The 18,476-nt window shown below is 56.3% G+C and carries 18 protein-coding genes; 4 read left to right on the forward strand and 14 right to left on the reverse strand.

What is annotated here, in order from left to right; all coding sequences use genetic code 11:
• The first annotated feature begins 214 nt into the window (after nucleotides 1-214).
• Both ABFT80_RS05385 and mazG read left to right on the forward strand, forming a co-directional pair.
• Nucleotides 215-520: a DUF982 domain-containing protein gene (locus tag ABFT80_RS05385; protein WP_347970859.1), complete on the forward strand. Its 306-nt coding sequence runs from the start codon at nucleotides 215-217 to the stop codon at nucleotides 518-520.
• 88 nt (nucleotides 521-608) lie between these two features.
• Nucleotides 609-1,433, forward strand: a complete 825-nt coding sequence (gene mazG, locus ABFT80_RS05390; protein WP_347970860.1) for a nucleoside triphosphate pyrophosphohydrolase — start codon at nucleotides 609-611, stop codon at nucleotides 1,431-1,433.
• 6 nt (nucleotides 1,434-1,439) lie between these two features.
• Here mazG and hflX read toward each other — a convergent pair whose 3' ends face one another.
• The 9 genes from hflX to dusB all read right to left on the reverse strand — a co-directional run bounded on the left by hflX (nucleotide 1,440) and on the right by dusB (nucleotide 12,940).
• Nucleotides 1,440-2,822, reverse strand: coding sequence for a GTPase HflX (gene hflX / locus ABFT80_RS05395; RefSeq protein ID WP_455189881.1), 1,383 nt, complete (start codon nucleotides 2,820-2,822; stop codon nucleotides 1,440-1,442).
• Nucleotides 2,823-3,068 (reverse strand): RNA chaperone Hfq, encoded by a 246-nt coding sequence (gene hfq / locus ABFT80_RS05400; RefSeq protein ID WP_347970861.1) that lies wholly within the window; start codon nucleotides 3,066-3,068, stop codon nucleotides 2,823-2,825.
• Between the two features lie 140 nt (nucleotides 3,069-3,208).
• Nucleotides 3,209-4,072, reverse strand: coding sequence for a D-amino-acid transaminase (locus ABFT80_RS05405; protein ID WP_347970862.1), 864 nt, complete (start codon nucleotides 4,070-4,072; stop codon nucleotides 3,209-3,211).
• Nucleotides 4,073-4,105: 33 nt separating this feature from the next.
• On the reverse strand, nucleotides 4,106-5,482 hold the full coding sequence (gene trkA / locus ABFT80_RS05410; protein ID WP_347970863.1) for a Trk system potassium transporter TrkA: 1,377 nt from the start codon (nucleotides 5,480-5,482) through the stop codon (nucleotides 4,106-4,108).
• 34 nt (nucleotides 5,483-5,516) lie between these two features.
• Entirely contained in the window at nucleotides 5,517-6,878 is a 1,362-nt protein-coding gene (gene ntrX, locus ABFT80_RS05415) for a nitrogen assimilation response regulator NtrX (protein ID WP_347970864.1), read from the reverse strand.
• Nucleotides 6,868-9,165 carry a sensor histidine kinase NtrY-like gene (locus ABFT80_RS05420; protein WP_347970865.1) on the reverse strand — a complete coding sequence of 766 codons (2,298 nt, stop codon included), beginning with the start codon at nucleotides 9,163-9,165 and terminating at the stop codon, nucleotides 6,868-6,870. The genes ntrX and ABFT80_RS05420 overlap by 11 nt, the downstream gene beginning before the upstream one ends.
• 180 nt (nucleotides 9,166-9,345) lie before the next feature.
• Nucleotides 9,346-10,800 (reverse strand): nitrogen regulation protein NR(I), encoded by a 1,455-nt coding sequence (gene ntrC, locus ABFT80_RS05425; protein ID WP_347970866.1) that lies wholly within the window; start codon nucleotides 10,798-10,800, stop codon nucleotides 9,346-9,348.
• Nucleotides 10,797-11,933, reverse strand: coding sequence for a two-component system sensor histidine kinase NtrB (locus ABFT80_RS05430; protein WP_455189893.1), 1,137 nt, complete (start codon nucleotides 11,931-11,933; stop codon nucleotides 10,797-10,799). The genes ntrC and ABFT80_RS05430 overlap by 4 nt, the downstream gene beginning before the upstream one ends.
• A gap of 2 nt (nucleotides 11,934-11,935) precedes the next feature.
• Nucleotides 11,936-12,940, reverse strand: a complete 1,005-nt coding sequence (gene dusB, locus ABFT80_RS05435) for a tRNA dihydrouridine synthase DusB (RefSeq protein ID WP_347970868.1) — start codon at nucleotides 12,938-12,940, stop codon at nucleotides 11,936-11,938.
• Nucleotides 12,941-13,077: 137 nt separating this feature from the next.
• Between dusB and ABFT80_RS05440 the strand changes: the two genes are divergently transcribed.
• Together ABFT80_RS05440 and ABFT80_RS05445 are read left to right on the forward strand one after the other, a co-directional pair.
• Nucleotides 13,078-14,307, forward strand: coding sequence for a bifunctional 2-C-methyl-D-erythritol 4-phosphate cytidylyltransferase/2-C-methyl-D-erythritol 2,4-cyclodiphosphate synthase (locus ABFT80_RS05440; RefSeq protein WP_347970869.1), 1,230 nt, complete (start codon nucleotides 13,078-13,080; stop codon nucleotides 14,305-14,307).
• The gene (locus ABFT80_RS05445; RefSeq protein ID WP_347970870.1) at nucleotides 14,304-14,798 is read left to right on the forward strand and encodes a CinA family protein; all 495 of its coding nucleotides are present in this window, start codon (nucleotides 14,304-14,306) and stop codon (nucleotides 14,796-14,798) included. Before ABFT80_RS05440 ends, ABFT80_RS05445 begins: the two co-directional genes overlap by 4 nt.
• Here the strand turns inward: ABFT80_RS05445 and ABFT80_RS05450 are convergent.
• From ABFT80_RS05450 to lpdA, 5 genes are all read right to left on the reverse strand, one after another.
• Nucleotides 14,795-15,214: a GNAT family N-acetyltransferase gene (locus ABFT80_RS05450; RefSeq protein ID WP_347970871.1), complete on the reverse strand. Its 420-nt coding sequence runs from the start codon at nucleotides 15,212-15,214 to the stop codon at nucleotides 14,795-14,797. The genes ABFT80_RS05445 and ABFT80_RS05450 overlap by 4 nt on opposite strands.
• Complete coding sequence (locus tag ABFT80_RS05455; protein ID WP_347970872.1) at nucleotides 15,204-15,680, reverse strand: type II toxin-antitoxin system RatA family toxin; 477 nt, start codon at nucleotides 15,678-15,680, stop codon at nucleotides 15,204-15,206. Before ABFT80_RS05455 ends, ABFT80_RS05450 begins: the two co-directional genes overlap by 11 nt.
• A 10-nt stretch (nucleotides 15,681-15,690) precedes the next feature.
• Nucleotides 15,691-16,656, reverse strand: a complete 966-nt coding sequence (gene lipA / locus ABFT80_RS05460; RefSeq protein ID WP_347970873.1) for a lipoyl synthase — start codon at nucleotides 16,654-16,656, stop codon at nucleotides 15,691-15,693.
• An 11-nt stretch (nucleotides 16,657-16,667) separates the two neighbouring features.
• Nucleotides 16,668-16,946 (reverse strand): GlsB/YeaQ/YmgE family stress response membrane protein, encoded by a 279-nt coding sequence (locus ABFT80_RS05465; protein ID WP_347970874.1) that lies wholly within the window; start codon nucleotides 16,944-16,946, stop codon nucleotides 16,668-16,670.
• Between the two features lie 82 nt (nucleotides 16,947-17,028).
• Nucleotides 17,029-18,474 (reverse strand): dihydrolipoyl dehydrogenase, encoded by a 1,446-nt coding sequence (gene lpdA / locus ABFT80_RS05470; RefSeq protein WP_347970875.1) that lies wholly within the window; start codon nucleotides 18,472-18,474, stop codon nucleotides 17,029-17,031.
• Between the last annotated feature and the right edge of the window lie 2 nt (nucleotides 18,475-18,476).

Below are 18,476 nucleotides of genomic sequence, written 5' to 3' on the forward strand. Positions count from 1 at the left end.
AACGACACGCCGCGCAAGTGCCTTGGGTTCCAGACGCCAAAGGAGATGTTCAGCCAGCACCTATTGGCTATGGAAAGGCAAAACATGTAGATTTTCGGCCAGCGTTGCATTCAAGCTGGAACCAGCATTCCAAGTTTATTTTCTTGTGATCCCTTTCGCATGCAACTGCCTCGCCTTTACGGCGTTGTAGATCAAGCCCCAGAGGATTACCAACATGAGCCGACTAAGTTTCAATCAACCGGTACAGGTGTTGCGAGGGCAAGGCCTGACTACAGAAGAATTGTCGAGTGTCGCCGAAGCGATGGACTTCCTGCAACATTGGCCGGTAGGACGTCGCGGGCCGGTATACCGATGCGCCCTGAATAGCTGCTCTGCCGCTATGGCTGCGCAAATTTCCGCCGAAGATGCACGTAAGGCATTTTCGAGTTTTGCTCGTATAACCGGTATTCTTGTTACCGAGTTCAGAGCGGATACGATCGCTTTGAAACAGGATATCCCGGCAAATCGTACGCTGCGCTAGATCTGACCAGCCTTAGCGTAATTGTGGACAACGCCTGACATTTAAAAACCGGCGCACAAAATGGTGAGACGGCGCGTTAAAGTGTCGAATGCAACCGTCCAAAGATATTTCGCGTCTCATTGAGATCATGTCAGCCCTGAGAGACCCGAAAACGGGTTGTCCCTGGGATGTCGAGCAGAACTTTTCATCCATCGCCCCTTACACGATCGAGGAAGCCTATGAGGTTTCCGACGCGATCGCTCGTGCCGACATGGACGATCTGCGCGATGAGCTAGGCGATCTTTTGCTTCAGGTTGTCTATCATGCGCAACTTGCAAAAGAAGAAGGTTCGTTCTCCTTTGAGGACGTGGTTCAGGCGATCACGAAGAAGATGATACGCCGTCATCCGCATGTTTTCGGCCCGGAATCCGCCAGAAGCGCTGGCATGGCCAAGGGCATGTGGGAGAAGATAAAGGCGGAGGAAAAAGCCGAAAAGCGGAATGCGCGGCTTGCTCGCGGCCTCGATCCGGAGGACCATGGAGCAGGTTTCCTCGACGGTGTACCCGTTGCATTCCCTGCCCTTACCAGAGCTTTGAAATTGCAGGAAAAAGCGTCGCGCGTCGGTTTCGACTGGGGCGAGGCAGAACCCATCCTCGACAAGATCGAAGAGGAAATTGCGGAGCTTCGCGAAGCGATGCAATCAAACGACCAGCCTTCAATAAAGGACGAATTCGGCGACGTTCTGTTTGCCCTCGTCAATCTCGGCCGGCATCTGAACATTGAATCGGAAGCCGCGTTGAACGGCACGAATGAGAAATTCAGAACACGCTTCCATTATGTGGAGGCAGCCCTGCTTGCCTCCGGCAATAGTCTGGAAAATGCTTCTCTCGAAGAGATGGAAGCGCTTTGGCAAGATGCAAAGAAAGTGAAGTAAAAGAGACTAGCTATTGTTTTTCAATAGTAATCTGTCTTCGATTTCCTGACGTGCCGAATTCGTGACATTGACATTCAGAGTTACGCTGCCGTCGTCATTATCGGTACGTTTGACGACATCGCCGTTGCGATACAGCCAATCGATCTGCCGGAGATTTTCGGGTGCGATTTCCAGCGTCATCAACGTGAGTTCGCCGGACAGCCGCTCCTCGATGAGCGAAACCAGAGCAGGAATGCCCTCACCCGTTAGCGCCGATATGGGGATCGGCTTGCGGTTGGCAGCATCGCCGGATTCGTTCAGAAGCCGCTCGCGGTTGCCCTCGTCGAGTTCGTCGATCTTGTTCCAGACTTCGACGATATGGTCCGCTTCCGACAGATCGACGCCAAGATCGAGCAGGATGCGCTCGACATCGTCTGCCTGTGCGGCAGTATCGGGGTCTGAAATGTCACGAAGATGAATGACCAGATCGGCCTCGACGACTTCTTCGAGGGTCGCACGGAAAGCTGCGATCAGATGGGTCGGCAGGTCGGAGATAAAGCCGACGGTGTCGGACAGTATGACCGGCGTGCCATGCGGTAGCCGCAGGCGACGCAGCGTAGGGTCCAGCGTTGCGAACAGCATATCCTCGGCAAGCACCCCTGCTCCGGTCAGCCTGTTGAACAGCGTGGATTTGCCGGCATTCGTATAGCCAACGATCGCAACGACCGGAAACGGCACCTTCTTGCGCTTCGCGCGGTGCAGGTCGCGTGTTCTGCGAACTGTTTCGAGTTCGCGCTTCAGCTTGATGATTTTTTCCTGCAGCGCGCGACGATCCGCTTCGATCTGCGTTTCGCCGGGGCCGCCGAGGAAGCCTGCACCACCGCGCTGACGTTCAAGGTGGGTCCAGCTTCTGACCAGCCGCCCTTTCTGGTAATTCAGATGAGCGAGTTCGACCTGAAGCGTGCCTTCTTTCGTTCGGGCACGCCTGCCGAAAATCTCAAGGATCAGCCCGGTGCGATCTAGCACCTTGGCATTGAACTGCTTTTCAAGATTGCGCTGCTGCACCGGCGTCAGCGGGTGATCGACGATAACCAGCTCCGCGCCGGTTTCCTTGACGATTTCGGCAAATTCTTCGACCTTGCCGCTGCCCAGCAAGGTGGCCGGACGCGGATCGTTTACTTGAACGATGGCGGTGTGTATCGGCACAAGGTCGATTGCGCGGGCAAGGCCTATAGCTTCTTCGTGCCGGGCTTCCGGCGAACGCACAAGCCGCGGACGATTGCCTGCGGCATCTTCCTGAGCGCGCGAGGAGCGAGCCACCACCGGCACCACGATCACAGCCTTGGTGGGATGTTCGGCTCGCTTTTCTTCCGGCGACAAAGTTTCCTTACCGCCCTTTATCGCCGACAATCAGGCACCCTGGCTTTCTTCGCCTTCGAACATCTGAACAGGCTGGCTCGGCATGATGGTTGAGATCGCGTGCTTGTAGACAAGCTGGGAATGTCCGTCGCGGCGCAGCAGAACGCAAAAATTATCGAACGACGTGACGACGCCGGTCAGCTTCACACCGTTGATCAGAAATATCGTGAGGGGATTTTTGCTCTTGCGGACGGAATTGAGAAAAAGGTCTTGGAGGTTTTGCGACCGTTCAGCCATTTTTATTATCTTTCGGCGTTTTTATTGATTTGCGAGCCAATGCGCCAAATTTGGAGGCATCTGTCAAGCACGCAAACCTCCACACGGGAACTCATGCAGCCCCATGCGGAGAGATTAATTATTATTGCCCTCTGCGGTTATCAGGCTAGCTTTTTTTCCGCAACGTCAAAAAAGGCCTCGCGTAGCGAAAGTGCCACCGAGCCCGGATGTCCATTTGCGACGGTTGAGCCATCTATCGCCACAACGGGCATGACAATAGTGGTCGCCGCCGTGATGAAAGCCTCGCGTGCCGCCTTTGCTTCATCGACTGAGAAATTCCGCTCTTCGATCGTAAAACCAAGTTTTGCAGCAACATCGAACACGGTAGTTCTGGTGACGCCGCGCAAAATTCCTGTTTCTGCCGGGCGTGTCACCAATGTACCGTCCTTGGTCACGATCCAGGCATTGGTCGCAGCACCTTCTTTCACCGTGCCGTCGGGATCGACAAACCAGGCTTCCTGCGCGCCTTCGCTCTTGGCTTTCTGGCGCGCAAGAACATTCGGCAGCAGGCCGGTCGATTTGATGTCCACCCTCTCCCAGCGATTTTCCGGCACTGTGATGACCTTTATTCCGCTTTCCGCCCGCTTTGCAGCAGCGGTCGGGTCCGTGTGCTTTGCCGTAATGACCAGGGCCGGTCGCGTCGAAGGATGCGGGAAAACATGATCCCTGCTGGCAACGCCACGCGTGACCTGAAGATAGACCAGACCGTTGCGAACGCGGTTGCGCCGCACGACTTCACGCATAAGAATCTGCAGGGCACCGCGATCGACAGGCCATGCGATGGAGAGCTCGGAAAGCGATCTGCTTAGGCGATCAAGATGGCGGGTCATGTCGATGATGTGCCCGCGCGCAACTTCGCAGACTTCATAAACACCATCGGCGAATTGATAACCGCGATCCTCGATATGAACGACGGCTGCGCCGTGCGGAACATAACGTCCGTTGACATAGGCAATGCGTGGCATGATTTCCCAACTCCGAAAAATCGACAGGCGCTATTAAAAAAAGTCCAGACTGACGCGAAACATCTGTTCGACCTGGCGAACCGCATGCGCAAGCGCGAAAATGACCACACGATCCTTCGGCTTGATCCTGAGCTCCCCATTGGCCTTGAGAACCACACCGTCGCGATAGACCGCGCCTATTCTCATGCCATCGGGCAAATCCAGATCGCGCAATTGAATACCGACCAGCGGTGATGTTTCGAGCGCCTCGGCCTCGATGATCTCGGCGCCGCCGCGATGAACGCTATGCACCGTCTTGATGCGCCCTCGCCTCACATGCTGAAGCACACGCGAAATCGTGACGCTGCCGGGATTTACATACGCGTCGATGCCGAGCGATTTCGTGAGGTCATGGTAGGCCGGATTGTTGATCAGCGTCAGATTGCCCTTGCAGCCCATACCTTTGGCCATGACGCTCGACAGGATATTGACCTGATCGTTGTTGGTCAGCGCGACCATGAGGTCGGCATCCTGAATGTCGGCTTCAAGCAGCAGTTTTTGGTCCAGAGCGCTGCCATTCAAAACGACAGTACGGCGCAATTCGTCGGCAACCTTGATCGAGCGTTCACGCGAATTCTCGATGATCTTGATGCGCGTGCGGCTCTGCTTTTGCTCCAAAGTCTTCGCGACATACCGGCCGATATTACCGCCACCGGCGATGACGATGCGTGTCGCTTCCTGCTCGTCATGCCCAAACAGGCCTAGCGTGCGGCGCACCTGGTCCTTTGTCGTCACGACATAGGCGAGATCACCCGCAACAAGCTGATCGGCAGAGCGCGGTATGAAGAGATTGCCGTTTCGCGCGACACCGACCACGGTTGACGGCAGATCGGGAAACAATTCGCTAAGCTGCGCAAGCGGCGTATTGATAACGGGGCATTCTTCGAGGCACTCGATGCCGACCATGAGAATGCGGTTTTCGGCAAAACGCACCACCTCGGTCGCACCGGGCAGGCTGATGCGTCTCAGCACCATCTCACCCACTTCTACTTCGGGCGAAATGATCACGTCGATCGGCATATGATCGCGTGAGAACAAATCCTGATAATGCGGCAGAAGGTAGGATTGAGAGCGGATACGCGCGATTTTCATCGGCACGTTGAAAAGCCCATGCGCCACTTCGCAGGCGACGATGTTGACCTCGTCGTAGAGCGTCACGGCGATGATCATGTCCGCCTGCTGCGCACCGGCAGCTTCCAGAACGTCAGGGTGCGAACCGTGGCCGACGAAGCCGCGGACATCCAGCGTGTCGCGCACCGACTGGATGAGTTCGGGTGCGGTGTCGATCACCGATACGTCATTCTTTTCCGATGCCAGCCGTTCCGCGATGCCATAGCCGACCTGACCGGCACCGCAAATGATTACGCGCATTGAAGTCGCTGCCCCGCCCCGGAACGTTTCAAAATCATACTCCGAGAGATTTTAGTTTTCGATGCAATGCAGAGCGTTCCATGCCGATGAACTCGGCCGTACGCGAAATATTGCCGCCAAATCTGTTTATCTGCGCGATCAGATACTCTTTTTCGAAGAGTTCGCGCGCTTCTCTCAGCGGCAGCGCCATGATGTGCTGGTCCGACTGGTTCGGCGCACGCGGCATGACATCGCCAATCTCGGCGGGCAGCAGATCGGCCGTAATCGGCGCATCCGGATCGTCGCTGCGCACCAGAATAAGCAGGCGTTCGATGTTGTTTCGGAGCTGGCGCACGTTGCCCGGCCAATTATGCGCCTGCAAAACGGCCATCGCATCGTCGCCGATGCGGCGCGGCTTGATGCCAGCTTGGCGCGCAATCTGCTTCATGAAACCGTCAACGAGGTAAGGAATATCCTCGCGACGCTCGGCAAGTCCCGGCACCATAACCGGAACCACCGCCAGCCTGTGGTAAAGGTCTTCGCGGAAACGCCCATCGGCGATCATCGCTTCCAGATTGTGCGCGGTCGAAGAAATGATGCGCACATCGACCTTGACCCGCTTGGTGCCCCCTACCCGCTCGAATTGCTGCTCGACCAGAACACGCAGAATCTTGTTCTGCGTTTCGCGCGGCATGTCAGCCACTTCGTCCAGATAAAGAATGCCGCGGTGCGCCTCCTCAAGCGCGCCGACTTTTCGCTCGGCACCGTTCGATTCGGTACCGAAAAGCTCGATTTCCATACGCTCCGGCGTGATATTTGCCGCGTTCAGGGTGATAAAAGGCCCGGCTTTGCGTGCCGACTGCGCATGAATTGCACGCGCCGCAAGCTCCTTGCCGGAGCCGGAAGGCCCGATAATCATCACTCGGCTGTTCGTCGGCGCAATCCGCTCGATCGCCTGACGAAGCTGCGACATCGCAGAAGACATGCCGATCAGGTCGAACGTCTCGCCGCTGCGCAGTTTGAGATCAGACACTTCGCGCTTGAGCTTGGATGTTTCCAGCGCGCGTTCTGCGATCAATATCAGCCGATCTGCCTTGAACGGTTTTTCGATGAAATCATATGCGCCGCGGCGGATTGCGGAGACTGCCGTTTCGATGTTGCCGTGCCCGGAAATCATCACAACCGGCAAGGTCGGGTGGAGAATTTTGATCTGGTCGAGCAATTCAAGCCCGTCGAGGCGCGAGCCCTGCAGCCATATGTCGAGGAATATCAGCCGGGGTGCACGGTCCGCGATTGCTGCGAGCGCGCTATCGGCATCATGTGCGGTTCGCGTTTCGTGACCTTCGTCGCTCAAAATACCAGCAACAAGCTCTCGAATGTCCTGTTCGTCATCTACGACGAGAATGTCAGACGCCATTGTCGACCTTTTCAGTTGTATGTCTTTCTTCAGCCTTGTCGTTGCGATCGGGCATAGCGTCCGAATCGCTGGCTGCGGGCAGAATCATGCTGACCATTGCTCCACGCCCATTGTGGAAATCATCGGGCGCGTCGTTCAATTCCAGACGTCCTTCGTGATCTTCAACAATCTTCTTGACGATAGCGAGGCCAAGGCCGGTCCCCTTCTCTCGCGTAGTCATATAGGGCTCCAGAAGACGTTGGCGATTTTCTCGCGGAAGTCCCTTGCCGTTGTCGATGATATCGACGCGAATGAACTCGCCCTGGCGCTGCGATCTTATGCGGATCGCGCGCTTCTCGCCCGGCGCGAATTCGGCGCCTTCAATGGCCTCCGCAGCGTTCTTGATAAGGTTTCCGAACGCCTGCGCCATAAGCCGGCTGTCAAAAGTTCCAAACAGCGGCTCGTTTCCGAATTCGCGTTCGAATTTGATCTCGGACTTGCTCACTTCAACGAGGAACGACGCCTCACGAAGCGGTTCACGGATGTCGATCTTTCGCATTTCAGGCTTCGGCATACGCGCAAAGGAAGAGAATTCATCGACCATGCGGCCAATGTCGCCGACCTGGCGGATGATCGTTTCGGTGCATTGATCGAAGACCTCGCGGTCTTCCGTTATGACTTTCCCGTAACGGCGGCGAATGCGCTCTGCGGACAATTGTATCGGTGTCAGCGGATTCTTGATCTCATGCGCGATGCGGCGAGCAACATCGGCCCAAGCAGACGACCTTTGCGCTTCCATGAGGTCGGTGATGTCGTCGATTGTCACGACGTAGGATTTCTCGTCGCTTGGCGTTTCGCCTGCCTCGATGGTGACCTGGACGTTAAATGTCCGCTCGGAACCTGCACGGATGAACGCAACCTGTTCGCGATAGACCGGTCGTCCTGAACTGCGGCCTATTTCGAACACACGACCTACATGCGGAAGAATGACCGACAGGTTTCGGCCTACAGACGCAGTTGCCGAGATTGCCAGCATCGTTTCGGCAGACTTGTTGACGATGGTCACCGTACCGGACGGATCGATACCGATAACGCCCGCGGTAACGCCCGAAAGAACAGCTTCGGAAAAGCGGCGGCGCTCATCGACCAGATCCTTCGCGTGAAGGATCTCATTGCGCTGGGATTTCAGCTCCAGAAGCATGTTGTTGAACGTCTCGCCGAGTGACGCGACATCGCCATCGGATGTTCGCGTCGGCACAGATACGTCCAGATTGCCGGTTGCCACCTCATCTGCCGCGCCGATCAACTGCCTGATCGGTCGGACAAGGCGATCCGCCACCGCAATGCCCGTCCATATTGCTGAAAGGATGATGATGAGCGTCATCGACATATATGGCAGCGCGAACGCAATCTGCGAAGGCCTTCGGTTGGCCTCCAGACCGCGATATTCATCGGCATTGGCGCGAACGATTTCGCGCGCTTTGATCACCTCAGGATCGACCAGCCGTATCGTGTAAAGATAAAGATCGTCAAACTCCCGCAGCTTTATGATCGCGCCAATGATGTTTCGAGTTCTGGGCTCGATAAGTACAACCGTTCCGCTCGCAGCACTTTGCGCAGCGCCCTGCGGCGGTTCCGGTGTAGCGAAGTCCGCGCCGGTCTTTGCGCTCATGACGAATGAGCCGTCTGCGCGGATGAGTGCTGCATGCGCCAGGGCGCGGCCAACCGCCTGCTCGCTCATGAAATTGAGGAACCCGGTTCGGTCTAGATTGTAGAGCGATCTGGCGTTGTCGAGGTCATAGGCCATCGACAATGTGGTGCCCTGCAGATTGCGCGCATAGTCCTGCACATATGCGTCGGCGATCGACAGCGAGGAACTTACAATCGTCTTTGTCCTGATCTCGAACCAGCGATCCAGACCGACATTCAGTGTAATTGCAGCAATGACAGCGACCATGATGGCAGGCGTTGCCGCGACCAGAGCAAACATCGCAACGATGCGAACATGCAGGCGCGAAGCCGCCTTTCCGCGCCGCCGGGCCATGAAAATGCGGTGCGCTTCGCGTCCTATCAGAATGATGAGAAGCAGAACGAAAACGGCATTCAGGCCGATAAGCGACCATGTCGTGGATGAATTAGGACTGATCGGCGTCGCGCCGACGAGAATCGCGAATGAAATACCGGCTGTCAGCAGCGCGCCGATGATTGCGACGACGCCCGGCAAAGCAAGCAATCGACGTCCTTCGACAGCACCCTTGGCGCGCCGTGGAAGAATCGGTTCGTTTGCAGTTGCTGCCTGAATAGCCATTCTGCCGCGTAAATTCCTGAATAATCGCCCGCAATGAGCGACCAAAGTGCGCTAATCGTGAGGGGAATTCTGCCAATTCACGAAAGCCACCCCACACAATGCGTCGCATCTATGCAACGCATTGTGGCGATTATGCAACAAAACTGTGGGGAAGAAAACGCGAATGCGAAATAGCTGAAATCAGCCGTGCTTGGAGCCTCTGTACACGTTGACGCCCAGTTCGCGTATTTTCTTGCGAAGCGTGTTGCGGTTCACGCCCAAAAGCTCGGCAGCCTTGATCTGGTTGCCGCGCGTGGCGGTCATCGAAGCCAGCACCAGCGGGTACTCGACCTCGGCAAGGATGCGTTGATACAGGCCGGGCGGCGGCAGATTTTCACCAAAGGAAGCGAAATAGCGCTGAAGATAATGCTCGACGGCCTGATTTATCGAAAGATTTTCAGGAATGAGCTCGGAAGCGGCAGCCGGTTGCTCGCCAGTACGAAGCTCTAGCTCGATGATTTCGGCCGAAATTTCGTCTTGCGGATACAATGCCGCCAGACGCCGGATAAGGTTTTCCAGTTCGCGCACATTGCCGGGCCACGAATAGCGCTTCATCAATTCGATGCCGCCTGTGGAAATACGCTTCGTCTGCAGCCCCTCGTTTTTTCCCTGCTTGAAGAAATGGCGGACAAGATCGGGAATATCCTCCGAGCGTTCTCGGAGTGCAGGAATTCGGAGCGGAACGACATTCAGACGGTAGAAAAGATCCTCGCGAAACAGTCCCTGGCTGATGAGTGTGCGAAGATCCTTGTTGGTCGCGGCGACGATGCGAATGTCGGTCTTTATCGGAGTGCGTCCACCGACCGTGGTGTACTCGCCCTGCTGAAGAACGCGCAGCAGCCGGGTTTGAGCCTCCATCGGCATATCGCCGATTTCATCCAGAAATAGCGTGCCGCCTTCTGCCTGCTCGAAGCGTCCGGTCGAGCGGTTTTGAGCGCCAGTAAACGCCCCTTTTTCGTGACCAAACAGCTCCGATTCAATCAGATCACGCGGAATGGCTGCCATATTGATGGCAACGAACGGGCCATTGCGGCGACGGCCATACTCATGAAGCGCACGCGCCACCAGTTCCTTGCCCGTGCCCGACTCGCCGGTAATCATCACGGTCAAATCGGTCTGCATCATGCGGGCCAGCATGCGGTAGATGTCCTGCATCGCTGCCGAACGTCCGACAAGCGGCATCGTATCGAGCTGGTCATCCCCGCGCGGATCGACGCTTGGCCGCTTCGGCTCGGCCAATGCCCGGTTCACAATGTTCAGCAATTCGGTCAGATCGAACGGCTTTGGAAGGTACTCATAGGCACCGACTTCCGATGCGCGAATGGCGGTCATGAAGGTGTTTTGCGCACTCATCACGACGACGGGAAGTTCAGGCCGCGCCTTCTTGATCCGCGGGAGCATGTCGAACGCGTTTTCATCGGGCATGACGACGTCGGTGATGACCAGATCGCCCTCGCCCGCGGCCACCCAGCGCCAAAGCGTGGCGGCATTGGATGTCACGCGAACCTCGTGACCTGCCCGCGAAAGCGCCTGATTGAGAACCGTGCGGATGGCGGCGTCGTCATCTGCCACCAAAATGCTGCCGCGCATGCTCATTTCACGTCTCCACTATTCAATTCTTCGGCCGTTGCGGGCGCTTCTTTCCACGCAGGCATCAGGACACGGAAGACAGTTCCGCGCGGGGTCGATTCACATTCGATGATACCGCCATGCTCGCCGACGATCTTGGAGACGAGCGCGAGGCCGAGGCCGGAACCGTTCGGCTTGGTCGTGATGAAGGGATCGAACAGGATGGGCAGAATATCTTCGGAAACGCCTGGACCATTATCGTAGACGCAAAATTCGAGAGGCAGAGAAACGCGCTCCTGACTTCCCGGCACGGAAACGCGTATGCCTGGCCGGAATGCCGTAGACAGAATTATCTCGCCATTATCTTTGTTTTCAACAGCTTCTGCCGCATTTTTAATCAGATTTAAGAACACCTGTATGAGTTGATCCCTGTTCGCGTAGACAGGCGGAAGCGATGGATCATACTCCTCGACGATCTTGATCTGCCTTGCAAAACCGTTCTTTGCGATGGCTTTGACATGATCGAGAACGACGTGAATGTTGACCGGATAACGGTCGATCGGGCGTTCATCGGAAAACACTTCCATACGATCAACCAACGAGACGATACGGTCCGTTTCGTCGGTGATGAGGCGCGTAAGCGCCCGATCTTCGTCGGAGACGGCCGTTTCCAGAAGCTGCGCCGCACCACGTATGCCTGACAGCGGGTTCTTGATCTCATGTGCGAGCATGGCGGCAAGTCCAGTGACCGAACGCGCAGCGCCCCGATGCGTCATTTGACGGTCGATCTTATCGGCCATCGACCTTTCCTGAAACATGACGACGACAGAGCCCGGAATTTCGGGTACGGGCGAGACGTAGATATCGACGATTTTCTCGATGCCCAGACGCGGCGAGGAAATGTCGACGCGATACTCGTTCACGGGCGAATTGCGCTCACGCGCTTGCTCGACCAGAACCAGAATGGGGCTGCCAAACGGCACGAAACGGTCCAGCTTGCTGCGCGCAAGCGTGGTCGCACTAGCCCGGAAGAAATCTTCGGCATCGGCATTTGCGTAAACGATGAAATCGTCGTGCGAGATCATCACCACCGGGCGACGGATCGTGTTCAGAACGATCTGTGCTGCGTTTGGCACATCCTTTTGGAAATTTGAGGCCATACTCATGCAGCTTCTTTCTGGATGTCGTCGTGGTTGAACATTTTTCTCAGCATATTCATGACTTTATTTGCATCTGTTTCAGTCATGATCGAGCGGCGGAGATCTATGGGCGCTAAGGGTGCATGCTTGTCCATGTACCAGCCGAGGTGCTTTCTAGCCTGTCGCAGGCCGCTTTCGACGCCATAAAGGCCAAGCATGTCTTCGTAATGAGACACGACATAGTCGGACATTTCCGCAGCGGCTTCGGGTACAGCCAACGCGCTTCCAGCTATTTCGCCGGCCATCCAAGGTGCACCATAATGCGCGCGCCCGGCCATCACGGCATCCGCTCCTGATCGGGCAAGCGCCTCTTCAGCTTCTTTACGAGAAGAAATATCGCCGTTGACGACCAACGGGATTTTTATGGCTTGCCGAACACCGCGGACGGCATCCCAATCTGCGGCCCCGTTGTAGAACTGGCAGCGTGTGCGCCCATGCACCGTAATCATACTGACGCCGGATTGTTCGGCGCGCTCCGCAAGCGAGGGCGCGTTGATCAGCCCGTCATCCCAGCCAAGCCGCATCTTGACGGTTACCGGCACCGAAACGGCTCCAACAACAGCGTCGATCAGTGAGACCGCATGATCGAGATCGCGCATGAGTGCCGAGCCGGAATACCCGCCCGTCACTTTTTTCGCCGGGCAACCCATATTGATGTCGATGATGTCTGCGCCCTCGCCTTCAGCGATGCGCGCGCCTTCGGCCATGGCCCCAGATTCGCGACCGGCAAGCTGCACCATCCGCACACCTTGCCCGAATCCCATCGTTCGCCTGATCGATTCCGAGCTGCCCTTGATCAGCTCGCCGCTTGCGATCATTTCCGATACGACAAGACCTGCGCCATGCGCATAGGCGCGCTGCCGAAAACAGACGTCTGTTATGCCGGACAAGGGCGCAAGAAACACTCTGTTCCGCAGTTCGACGCCGCCGACATTGAGCGGCTCAGCAAGATTGATCGGAGTAGGCATGCACAAAAACAAAGCACCGCATAATTTTGCTTATCTAATAGACATTTCCGCTTGCTGGCGCAACCGTTCAAAACGACACATCAAAGGATGAGATGAAATTACTGGCATAAGCGAAGGGCCGTGGCTATGCCGTTCCTATGAAAACAAAAAGTCCGAAATCCGACCGGCCTGAAGAAGAAACGATTGGCGTCGTCATCGTGGCGGCCGGTCGTGGAGAACGTGCGGGTCAACAAAACGGACCCAAGCAATATCGCGAGATCGGCGGTCGTTCCATCCTTGAGCGCACGATAGAGGCCTTTGCTACGCATGATAAGATTGGACCTATCGTGGTTGCGATACATCCAGATGACGATGCGCTGTTTCGCAAAGCGATTGGCACGTTCGCGGATCGGGTGACGCCGGTTTATGGCGGGCCAACGCGTCAGGAATCCACACGATTGGCGCTTCTGTCACTTCGCGACAGCGGGCTGCAATCAGTGCTGATACAGGATGGCGTGCGGCCCTTCATCGATCATGCGCTCATCGACAGGACAGTTGCCGCGATCGACGACATTCATGGCGCCCTGCCCTCAGTGCCTGTGTCTGATACGCTCAAACACGGTTCGGCAGACGGCACCGTCGATAAAACCATTTCGCGCGAGAATCTTTATTCCGCCCAGACACCACAGGGCTTTCCGTTCGAAAAAATCCTCGATGCGCATGAGCGCGCATTCAACAGTGCGGAAGATGCTTTTACGGATGACGCATCAATCGCAGAGTGGGCAGGCATCCCCGTCAGGCTGGTTGAGGGCTCGCCCGACAACATCAAGATCACCTGGGCGCGGGATATAGAGATTGCAAACCAACGATTTTCAGGCAGGCCCATGAATTTCCCAGATGTGCGGACCGGAAACGGCTACGATGTTCACTCGTTCGAGGCTGGCGATCATGTCACGCTCTGTGGTGTGAAAATTCCTCATCACAAAAAACTCAACGGCCATTCAGACGCCGATGTTGGCCTTCATGCGCTAACCGACGCATTGCTGGCAACTTGCGGTGCGGGCGATATCGGCACACATTTTCCGCCGTCCGACCCTCAATGGAAGGGCGCCGCCTCGAAACTCTTCGTCGAACATGCCGCCGCAATCGTGCGGGAGCGTGGTGGTCGTATCGCCAATGCCGACATAACGCTGATTTGCGAAGCGCCACGCGTCGGCCCTCATCGCGAGGCGATGACTGCTGCCTTGATCGGCATGCTCGGCATTTCGCCGGATCGGATATCGATCAAGGCCACAACGAATGAAAAGCTCGGCTTTCTGGGCCGGGAAGAAGGCATTGCGGCTATCGCCACCGCAAGCGTTGTTTATCCGGGGGAACTTCCTGAATGAGCCAAATCGCAGATCTCGCCGATGCTTTCCTGAAGGCATGCGCCTCGCGGAAAATACTCTCCGCAACCGCGGAATCCTGCACCGGCGGCCTGATCATCGCGACGCTAACCGACATTCCCGGTTCGTCGTCGATGGTGGACCGCGGCTTCGTCACCTATTCGAATGAAGCGAAGCAGGAAATGCTCGACGTCAGTGAAGATACGCTGAACACCTATGGTGCGGTGTCGAAAGAAACAGCGTTGGAGATGGCTTCGGGCGCGCTGGAATATTCGCGAGCGGAGATAGCGCTTTCGGTAACGGGAATAGCCGGGCCGGATGGCGGCTCTGAAGAAAAGCCGGTCGGGTTGGTTTGGTTTGGCCTGGCGATCAAAGGACGCCCGCCTATTGCCGAGCATCGTATTTTTCTGAACCTAGGGCGCGACTTTATCCGGCAGGAAACCGTAAAAACCGCACTGGAAATCGGAATTAGAGAGCTGAACGCAGACGTTTAAAGCTGTAAAGCCATGCCAATCGACACTGGTGCGGTCGCTTTGAAGCCGAATTTCTCATAAAGATGCTTCGCGGGACCATCCGCGATCAGGCTGACATAAGCACTTTTTGGCGCCGTCTCCCGCAGATGATCGACCAGCGCCTTCATGATCATCTTGCCGAGACCCTTACCCTGATGGGCGGGATCGACCGCGATATCCGTGATCTGATAAAAACAGCCGCCATCGCCGATGATGCGCCCCATACCGACTTTTTCGCCGTTCGATACAATCGTGACCGCGAAAAGCGTGTTCGGCAGTCCGCGTGTTGCGGCCTCCAGAGATTTTTCACTCAGGCCCGAAATACGGCGCAAACGCCTATACGTCTCGACATCCGGCGTACCGGCGAGCAGCTCATATCCGGCGATCTCATTGTCCAACGGCTTTTACCGGTTCAGATTTGCCATAGACCACATCCGCACGCTTTTCGAATGCATCTGTGAACATACGAAAGGCGCGGTCGAACATCGTACCCATCAGCGCACCTAAAATGCGGCTTTTGAATTCATAATCGATGAAAAAATGAATGTCAGTCTGGCCATCGCCAGAGCTGTCGAAACGCCAGATGTTCGTGAGGTATTTGAACGGCCCATCGAGATATTTCACGTCGATAGTGTTCTCGTCGGGCTTCAGATGGACCTGACTGGTGAATGTCTCTTTCACCGCCTTGTAGCCGACCGTCATATCGGCAACCAGAAGAGCGCGACCATCGCGTTCTTTTCGAGAGCGTACCGTCAGCCCATCGCAAAGCGGCAGAAATTCGGGATATTTCTCCACGTCCGCAACAAGGGCGAACATCTGCTCCGGCGCGTGACTGACGTGTCGCGTTGTTTCGAATTTCGGCATTTGGCGGTCGTCAGCCGGCTTTTTTGAGCATTGCCTCGCGCGCGACGCGCAGCTTTGCGAAATCGTCGCCTGCGTGGTGGGACGAGCGTGTCAGCGGGCTTGAAGCGACGAGCAGGAAACCCTTGGACTTGCCAACAGTCTCGTACGACTTGAATTCGTCTGGCGTGACAAAGCTCTTCACCGGGTGATGCTTCTTCGACGGGGCCAGATACTGCCCGATCGTCATAAAATCGACATTGGCGCTGCGAAGATCGTCCATCAACTGAAGGATTTCGTGCCGTTCTTCGCCAAGCCCAACCATGATGCCGGATTTCGTGAAAATCGATGGATCGATTTCCTTAACCCGCTGCAAAAGCCGGATCGAATGGAAATAGCGCGCGCCCGGACGAACGGTCAGATAGTTCGAAGGCACCGTTTCCAGATTGTGATTGAAGACGTCGGGCTTTGCCGCAACGACGATCTCCAGAGCGCCTTCCTTGCGCAGGAAGTCGGGTGTCAGAATTTCGATGGTTGTGTTCGGCGTTTCAGCACGGATCGCATAGATCACATCGGCAAAATGCTGCGCGCCGCCGTCAGCCAGATCGTCGCGATCGACGGACGTAATAACAACATGGGACAGGCCCATTTTCGCGACAGCCTTGGCCACGCTTCCCGGTTCGTTGGGATCAAGTGCCGTCGGAATGCCGGTCGCGACATTGCAGAATGCGCAGGCGCGCGTGCAAATCTCGCCCATAATCATGAAAGTCGCGTGCTTCTTTTCCCAGCATTCGCCGATGTTGGGGCAGCCAGCCTCTTCGCAAACCGTGACAAGCTTATGCGATTTCACGATCTCGCGCGTTTCGGCATAGCCCTTTGATACGGGCGCTTTTACGCGAATCCAGTCGGGTTTGCGCAAGACTTCCTGATCCGGGCGATGCGCCTTTTCAGGGTGTCTTGGCCGCGGCTTGTTGGCTACATTGTCGAGAACAGTGACCATATCTGACTATCTTACACGCTTTTGCGGCTTCGGCCGAATATCCAGAGAATGACGATGGCACCGGCAATGGCGACCACAAGATTTCCGAGGAAGCCGTAATAGTTGAAGTTAAGAAGACCGGCCAGGGTGCCGCCGACGAAGGAACCAGCTATACCAACAAGGATGTTGGTGAACAGTCCATGATTGCTGCTGGTCGCCTTTTCCGCGACATAGCCTGCAAGAAAACCAATAACCAGCATTCCGAAAAACCCGACGCCGGGCATTCCCATGATTCCGTACTGCGGATCCATATCGGTCTCCTTGGGCGGCTTTACGTCCTTCCCATATAGTCGAAGTCGAAGCGACTAAACAGGGGCGCTGCCGACAAAGCTCCTATGCGTTAAGCGCGCGTCCATATGCGTCGAGAACACTTTCCTTCATCATTTCCGAAAGTGTCGGATGCGGGAAGATCGTGTGCATCAGTTCTTCCTCGGTCGTCTCCAGATTCATCGCGACGACAAAGCCTTGAATGAGCTCGGTGACTTCCGTGCCGATCATATGCGCGCCCAGCAATTGCCCGGTTTTCTTGTCGAAAATCGTCTTGATGAAGCCCTGATCTTCACCAAGCGCGATTGCCTTGCCGTTTGCCGCGAACTGGAAGCGGCCGACGCGAATGTCGTATCCAGCTTCCTTTGCCTTGGCCTCTGTCAGACCGACCGAGGCGACCTGCGGCTGGCAATAGGTGCAGCCGGGGATCTTGAGCTTGTCCATTGCGTGGACGCCCGGAACATTGCCGATCTTCTCGATGCAGACGACGCCTTCATGCTCCGCCTTGTGCGCCAGCATCGGCGGGCCGGCAACATCGCCGATCGCATAGATGCCCGGCACATTCGTCTTGCCGTAACCGTCGATGACCACACAGCCGCGCTCGGTTTTAACGCCAAGCGCTTCCAGTCCGAGATTTTCGATGTTTCCCTGCACGCCGACAGCCGAAATCATGCGGTCGGCGGTGATTTTCTGAACTTTGCCGTCCTTGGTCTCGATATGGGCGGTGACGGAGTTCGCACCCTTTTCAACCTTGGTGACTTTTGCTTCGAGCAGGATTTTCATTCCCTGCTTCTCGAACTGCTTTTTCGCGAAAGCCGAGACTTCGGCGTCTTCTACCGGCATGACAGCAGGCATGAGTTCGACAACGGTCACATCCACGCCCATCGTGCGATAGAAGCTCGCGAATTCGATGCCGATTGCGCCGGAGCCCATGACCAGCAGGGATTTCGGCATTTCCTTCGGCACCATGGCCTCGAAGTAGGTCCAGATCAGCTTGCCGTCCGGCTCGATGCCCGGCAATGCACGCGGCCGAGCGCCTGTCGCGACGATAATGTGTTTTGCTGTGTAGGTGCCCTCGCCCTTGGTGCCTTTGGGAATCGGATGCTGCGGCTCCATCGGCTTTTTGGACGTTTTCGAAACGACGATCTCGTTTGGCTTGGTGAGTTTGGCCTCGCCCCAGATGACATCAACCTTGTTCTTCTTCATCAGGAAGCCGACGCCGCCGTTCAAACGGGCAGAAACGCCGCGCGAGCGCTCAACGACGGCTTTTACGTCCGCCGTTACCGTTCCGTCGATCGTCAGGCCGTAGCTTTTGGCATGCTCTGCATAATGCTTGATCTCGGCTGAACGCAGCAGCGCTTTCGTGGGGATGCAGCCCCAGTTCAGGCAGATGCCGCCCAGATGCTCGCGCTCGACGATCGCGGTCTTGAAGCCAAGTTGCGCGGAACGCACCGCGGTCACATAGCCACCGGGGCCGGAGCCGATGATGATGACGTCGTAATTTTCAGCCACGG

The sequence above is a fragment of the Foliimonas ilicis genome (genome assembly GCF_039939195.1).
In the GTDB taxonomy this organism is placed as follows: domain Bacteria; phylum Pseudomonadota; class Alphaproteobacteria; order Rhizobiales; family Rhizobiaceae; genus Foliimonas; species Foliimonas ilicis.

Excerpts from the sequence above, each read along its gene's own strand:
- ABFT80_RS05465 (WP_347970874.1), bottom strand. The coding sequence starts at position 16,946 with ATGGATCCGCAGTACGGAATCATGGGAATGCCCGGCGTCGGGTTTTTC.
- ABFT80_RS05455 (WP_347970872.1), bottom strand. The coding sequence starts at position 15,680 with ATGCCGAAATTCGAAACAACGCGACACGTCAGTCACGCGCCGGAGCAG.
- ntrX (WP_347970864.1), bottom strand. The coding sequence starts at position 6,878 with ATGGCGTCTGACATTCTCGTCGTAGATGACGAACAGGACATTCGAGAG.
- ABFT80_RS05420 (WP_347970865.1), bottom strand. The coding sequence starts at position 9,165 with ATGGCTATTCAGGCAGCAACTGCAAACGAACCGATTCTTCCACGGCGC.
- ABFT80_RS05445 (WP_347970870.1), top strand. The coding sequence starts at position 14,304 with ATGAGCCAAATCGCAGATCTCGCCGATGCTTTCCTGAAGGCATGCGCC.
- ABFT80_RS05385 (WP_347970859.1), top strand. The coding sequence starts at position 215 with ATGAGCCGACTAAGTTTCAATCAACCGGTACAGGTGTTGCGAGGGCAA.
- trkA (WP_347970863.1), bottom strand. The coding sequence starts at position 5,482 with ATGCGCGTAATCATTTGCGGTGCCGGTCAGGTCGGCTATGGCATCGCG.
- hfq (WP_347970861.1), bottom strand. The coding sequence starts at position 3,068 with ATGGCTGAACGGTCGCAAAACCTCCAAGACCTTTTTCTCAATTCCGTC.
- dusB (WP_347970868.1), bottom strand. The coding sequence starts at position 12,940 with ATGCCTACTCCGATCAATCTTGCTGAGCCGCTCAATGTCGGCGGCGTC.
- lipA (WP_347970873.1), bottom strand. The coding sequence starts at position 16,656 with ATGGTCACTGTTCTCGACAATGTAGCCAACAAGCCGCGGCCAAGACAC.
- mazG (WP_347970860.1), top strand. The coding sequence starts at position 609 with ATGCAACCGTCCAAAGATATTTCGCGTCTCATTGAGATCATGTCAGCC.
- ABFT80_RS05430 (WP_455189893.1), bottom strand. The coding sequence starts at position 11,933 with ATGGCCTCAAATTTCCAAAAGGATGTGCCAAACGCAGCACAGATCGTT.
- ABFT80_RS05405 (WP_347970862.1), bottom strand. The coding sequence starts at position 4,072 with ATGCCACGCATTGCCTATGTCAACGGACGTTATGTTCCGCACGGCGCA.
- ntrC (WP_347970866.1), bottom strand. The coding sequence starts at position 10,800 with ATGAGCATGCGCGGCAGCATTTTGGTGGCAGATGACGACGCCGCCATC.
- ABFT80_RS05440 (WP_347970869.1), top strand. The coding sequence starts at position 13,078 with ATGAAAACAAAAAGTCCGAAATCCGACCGGCCTGAAGAAGAAACGATT.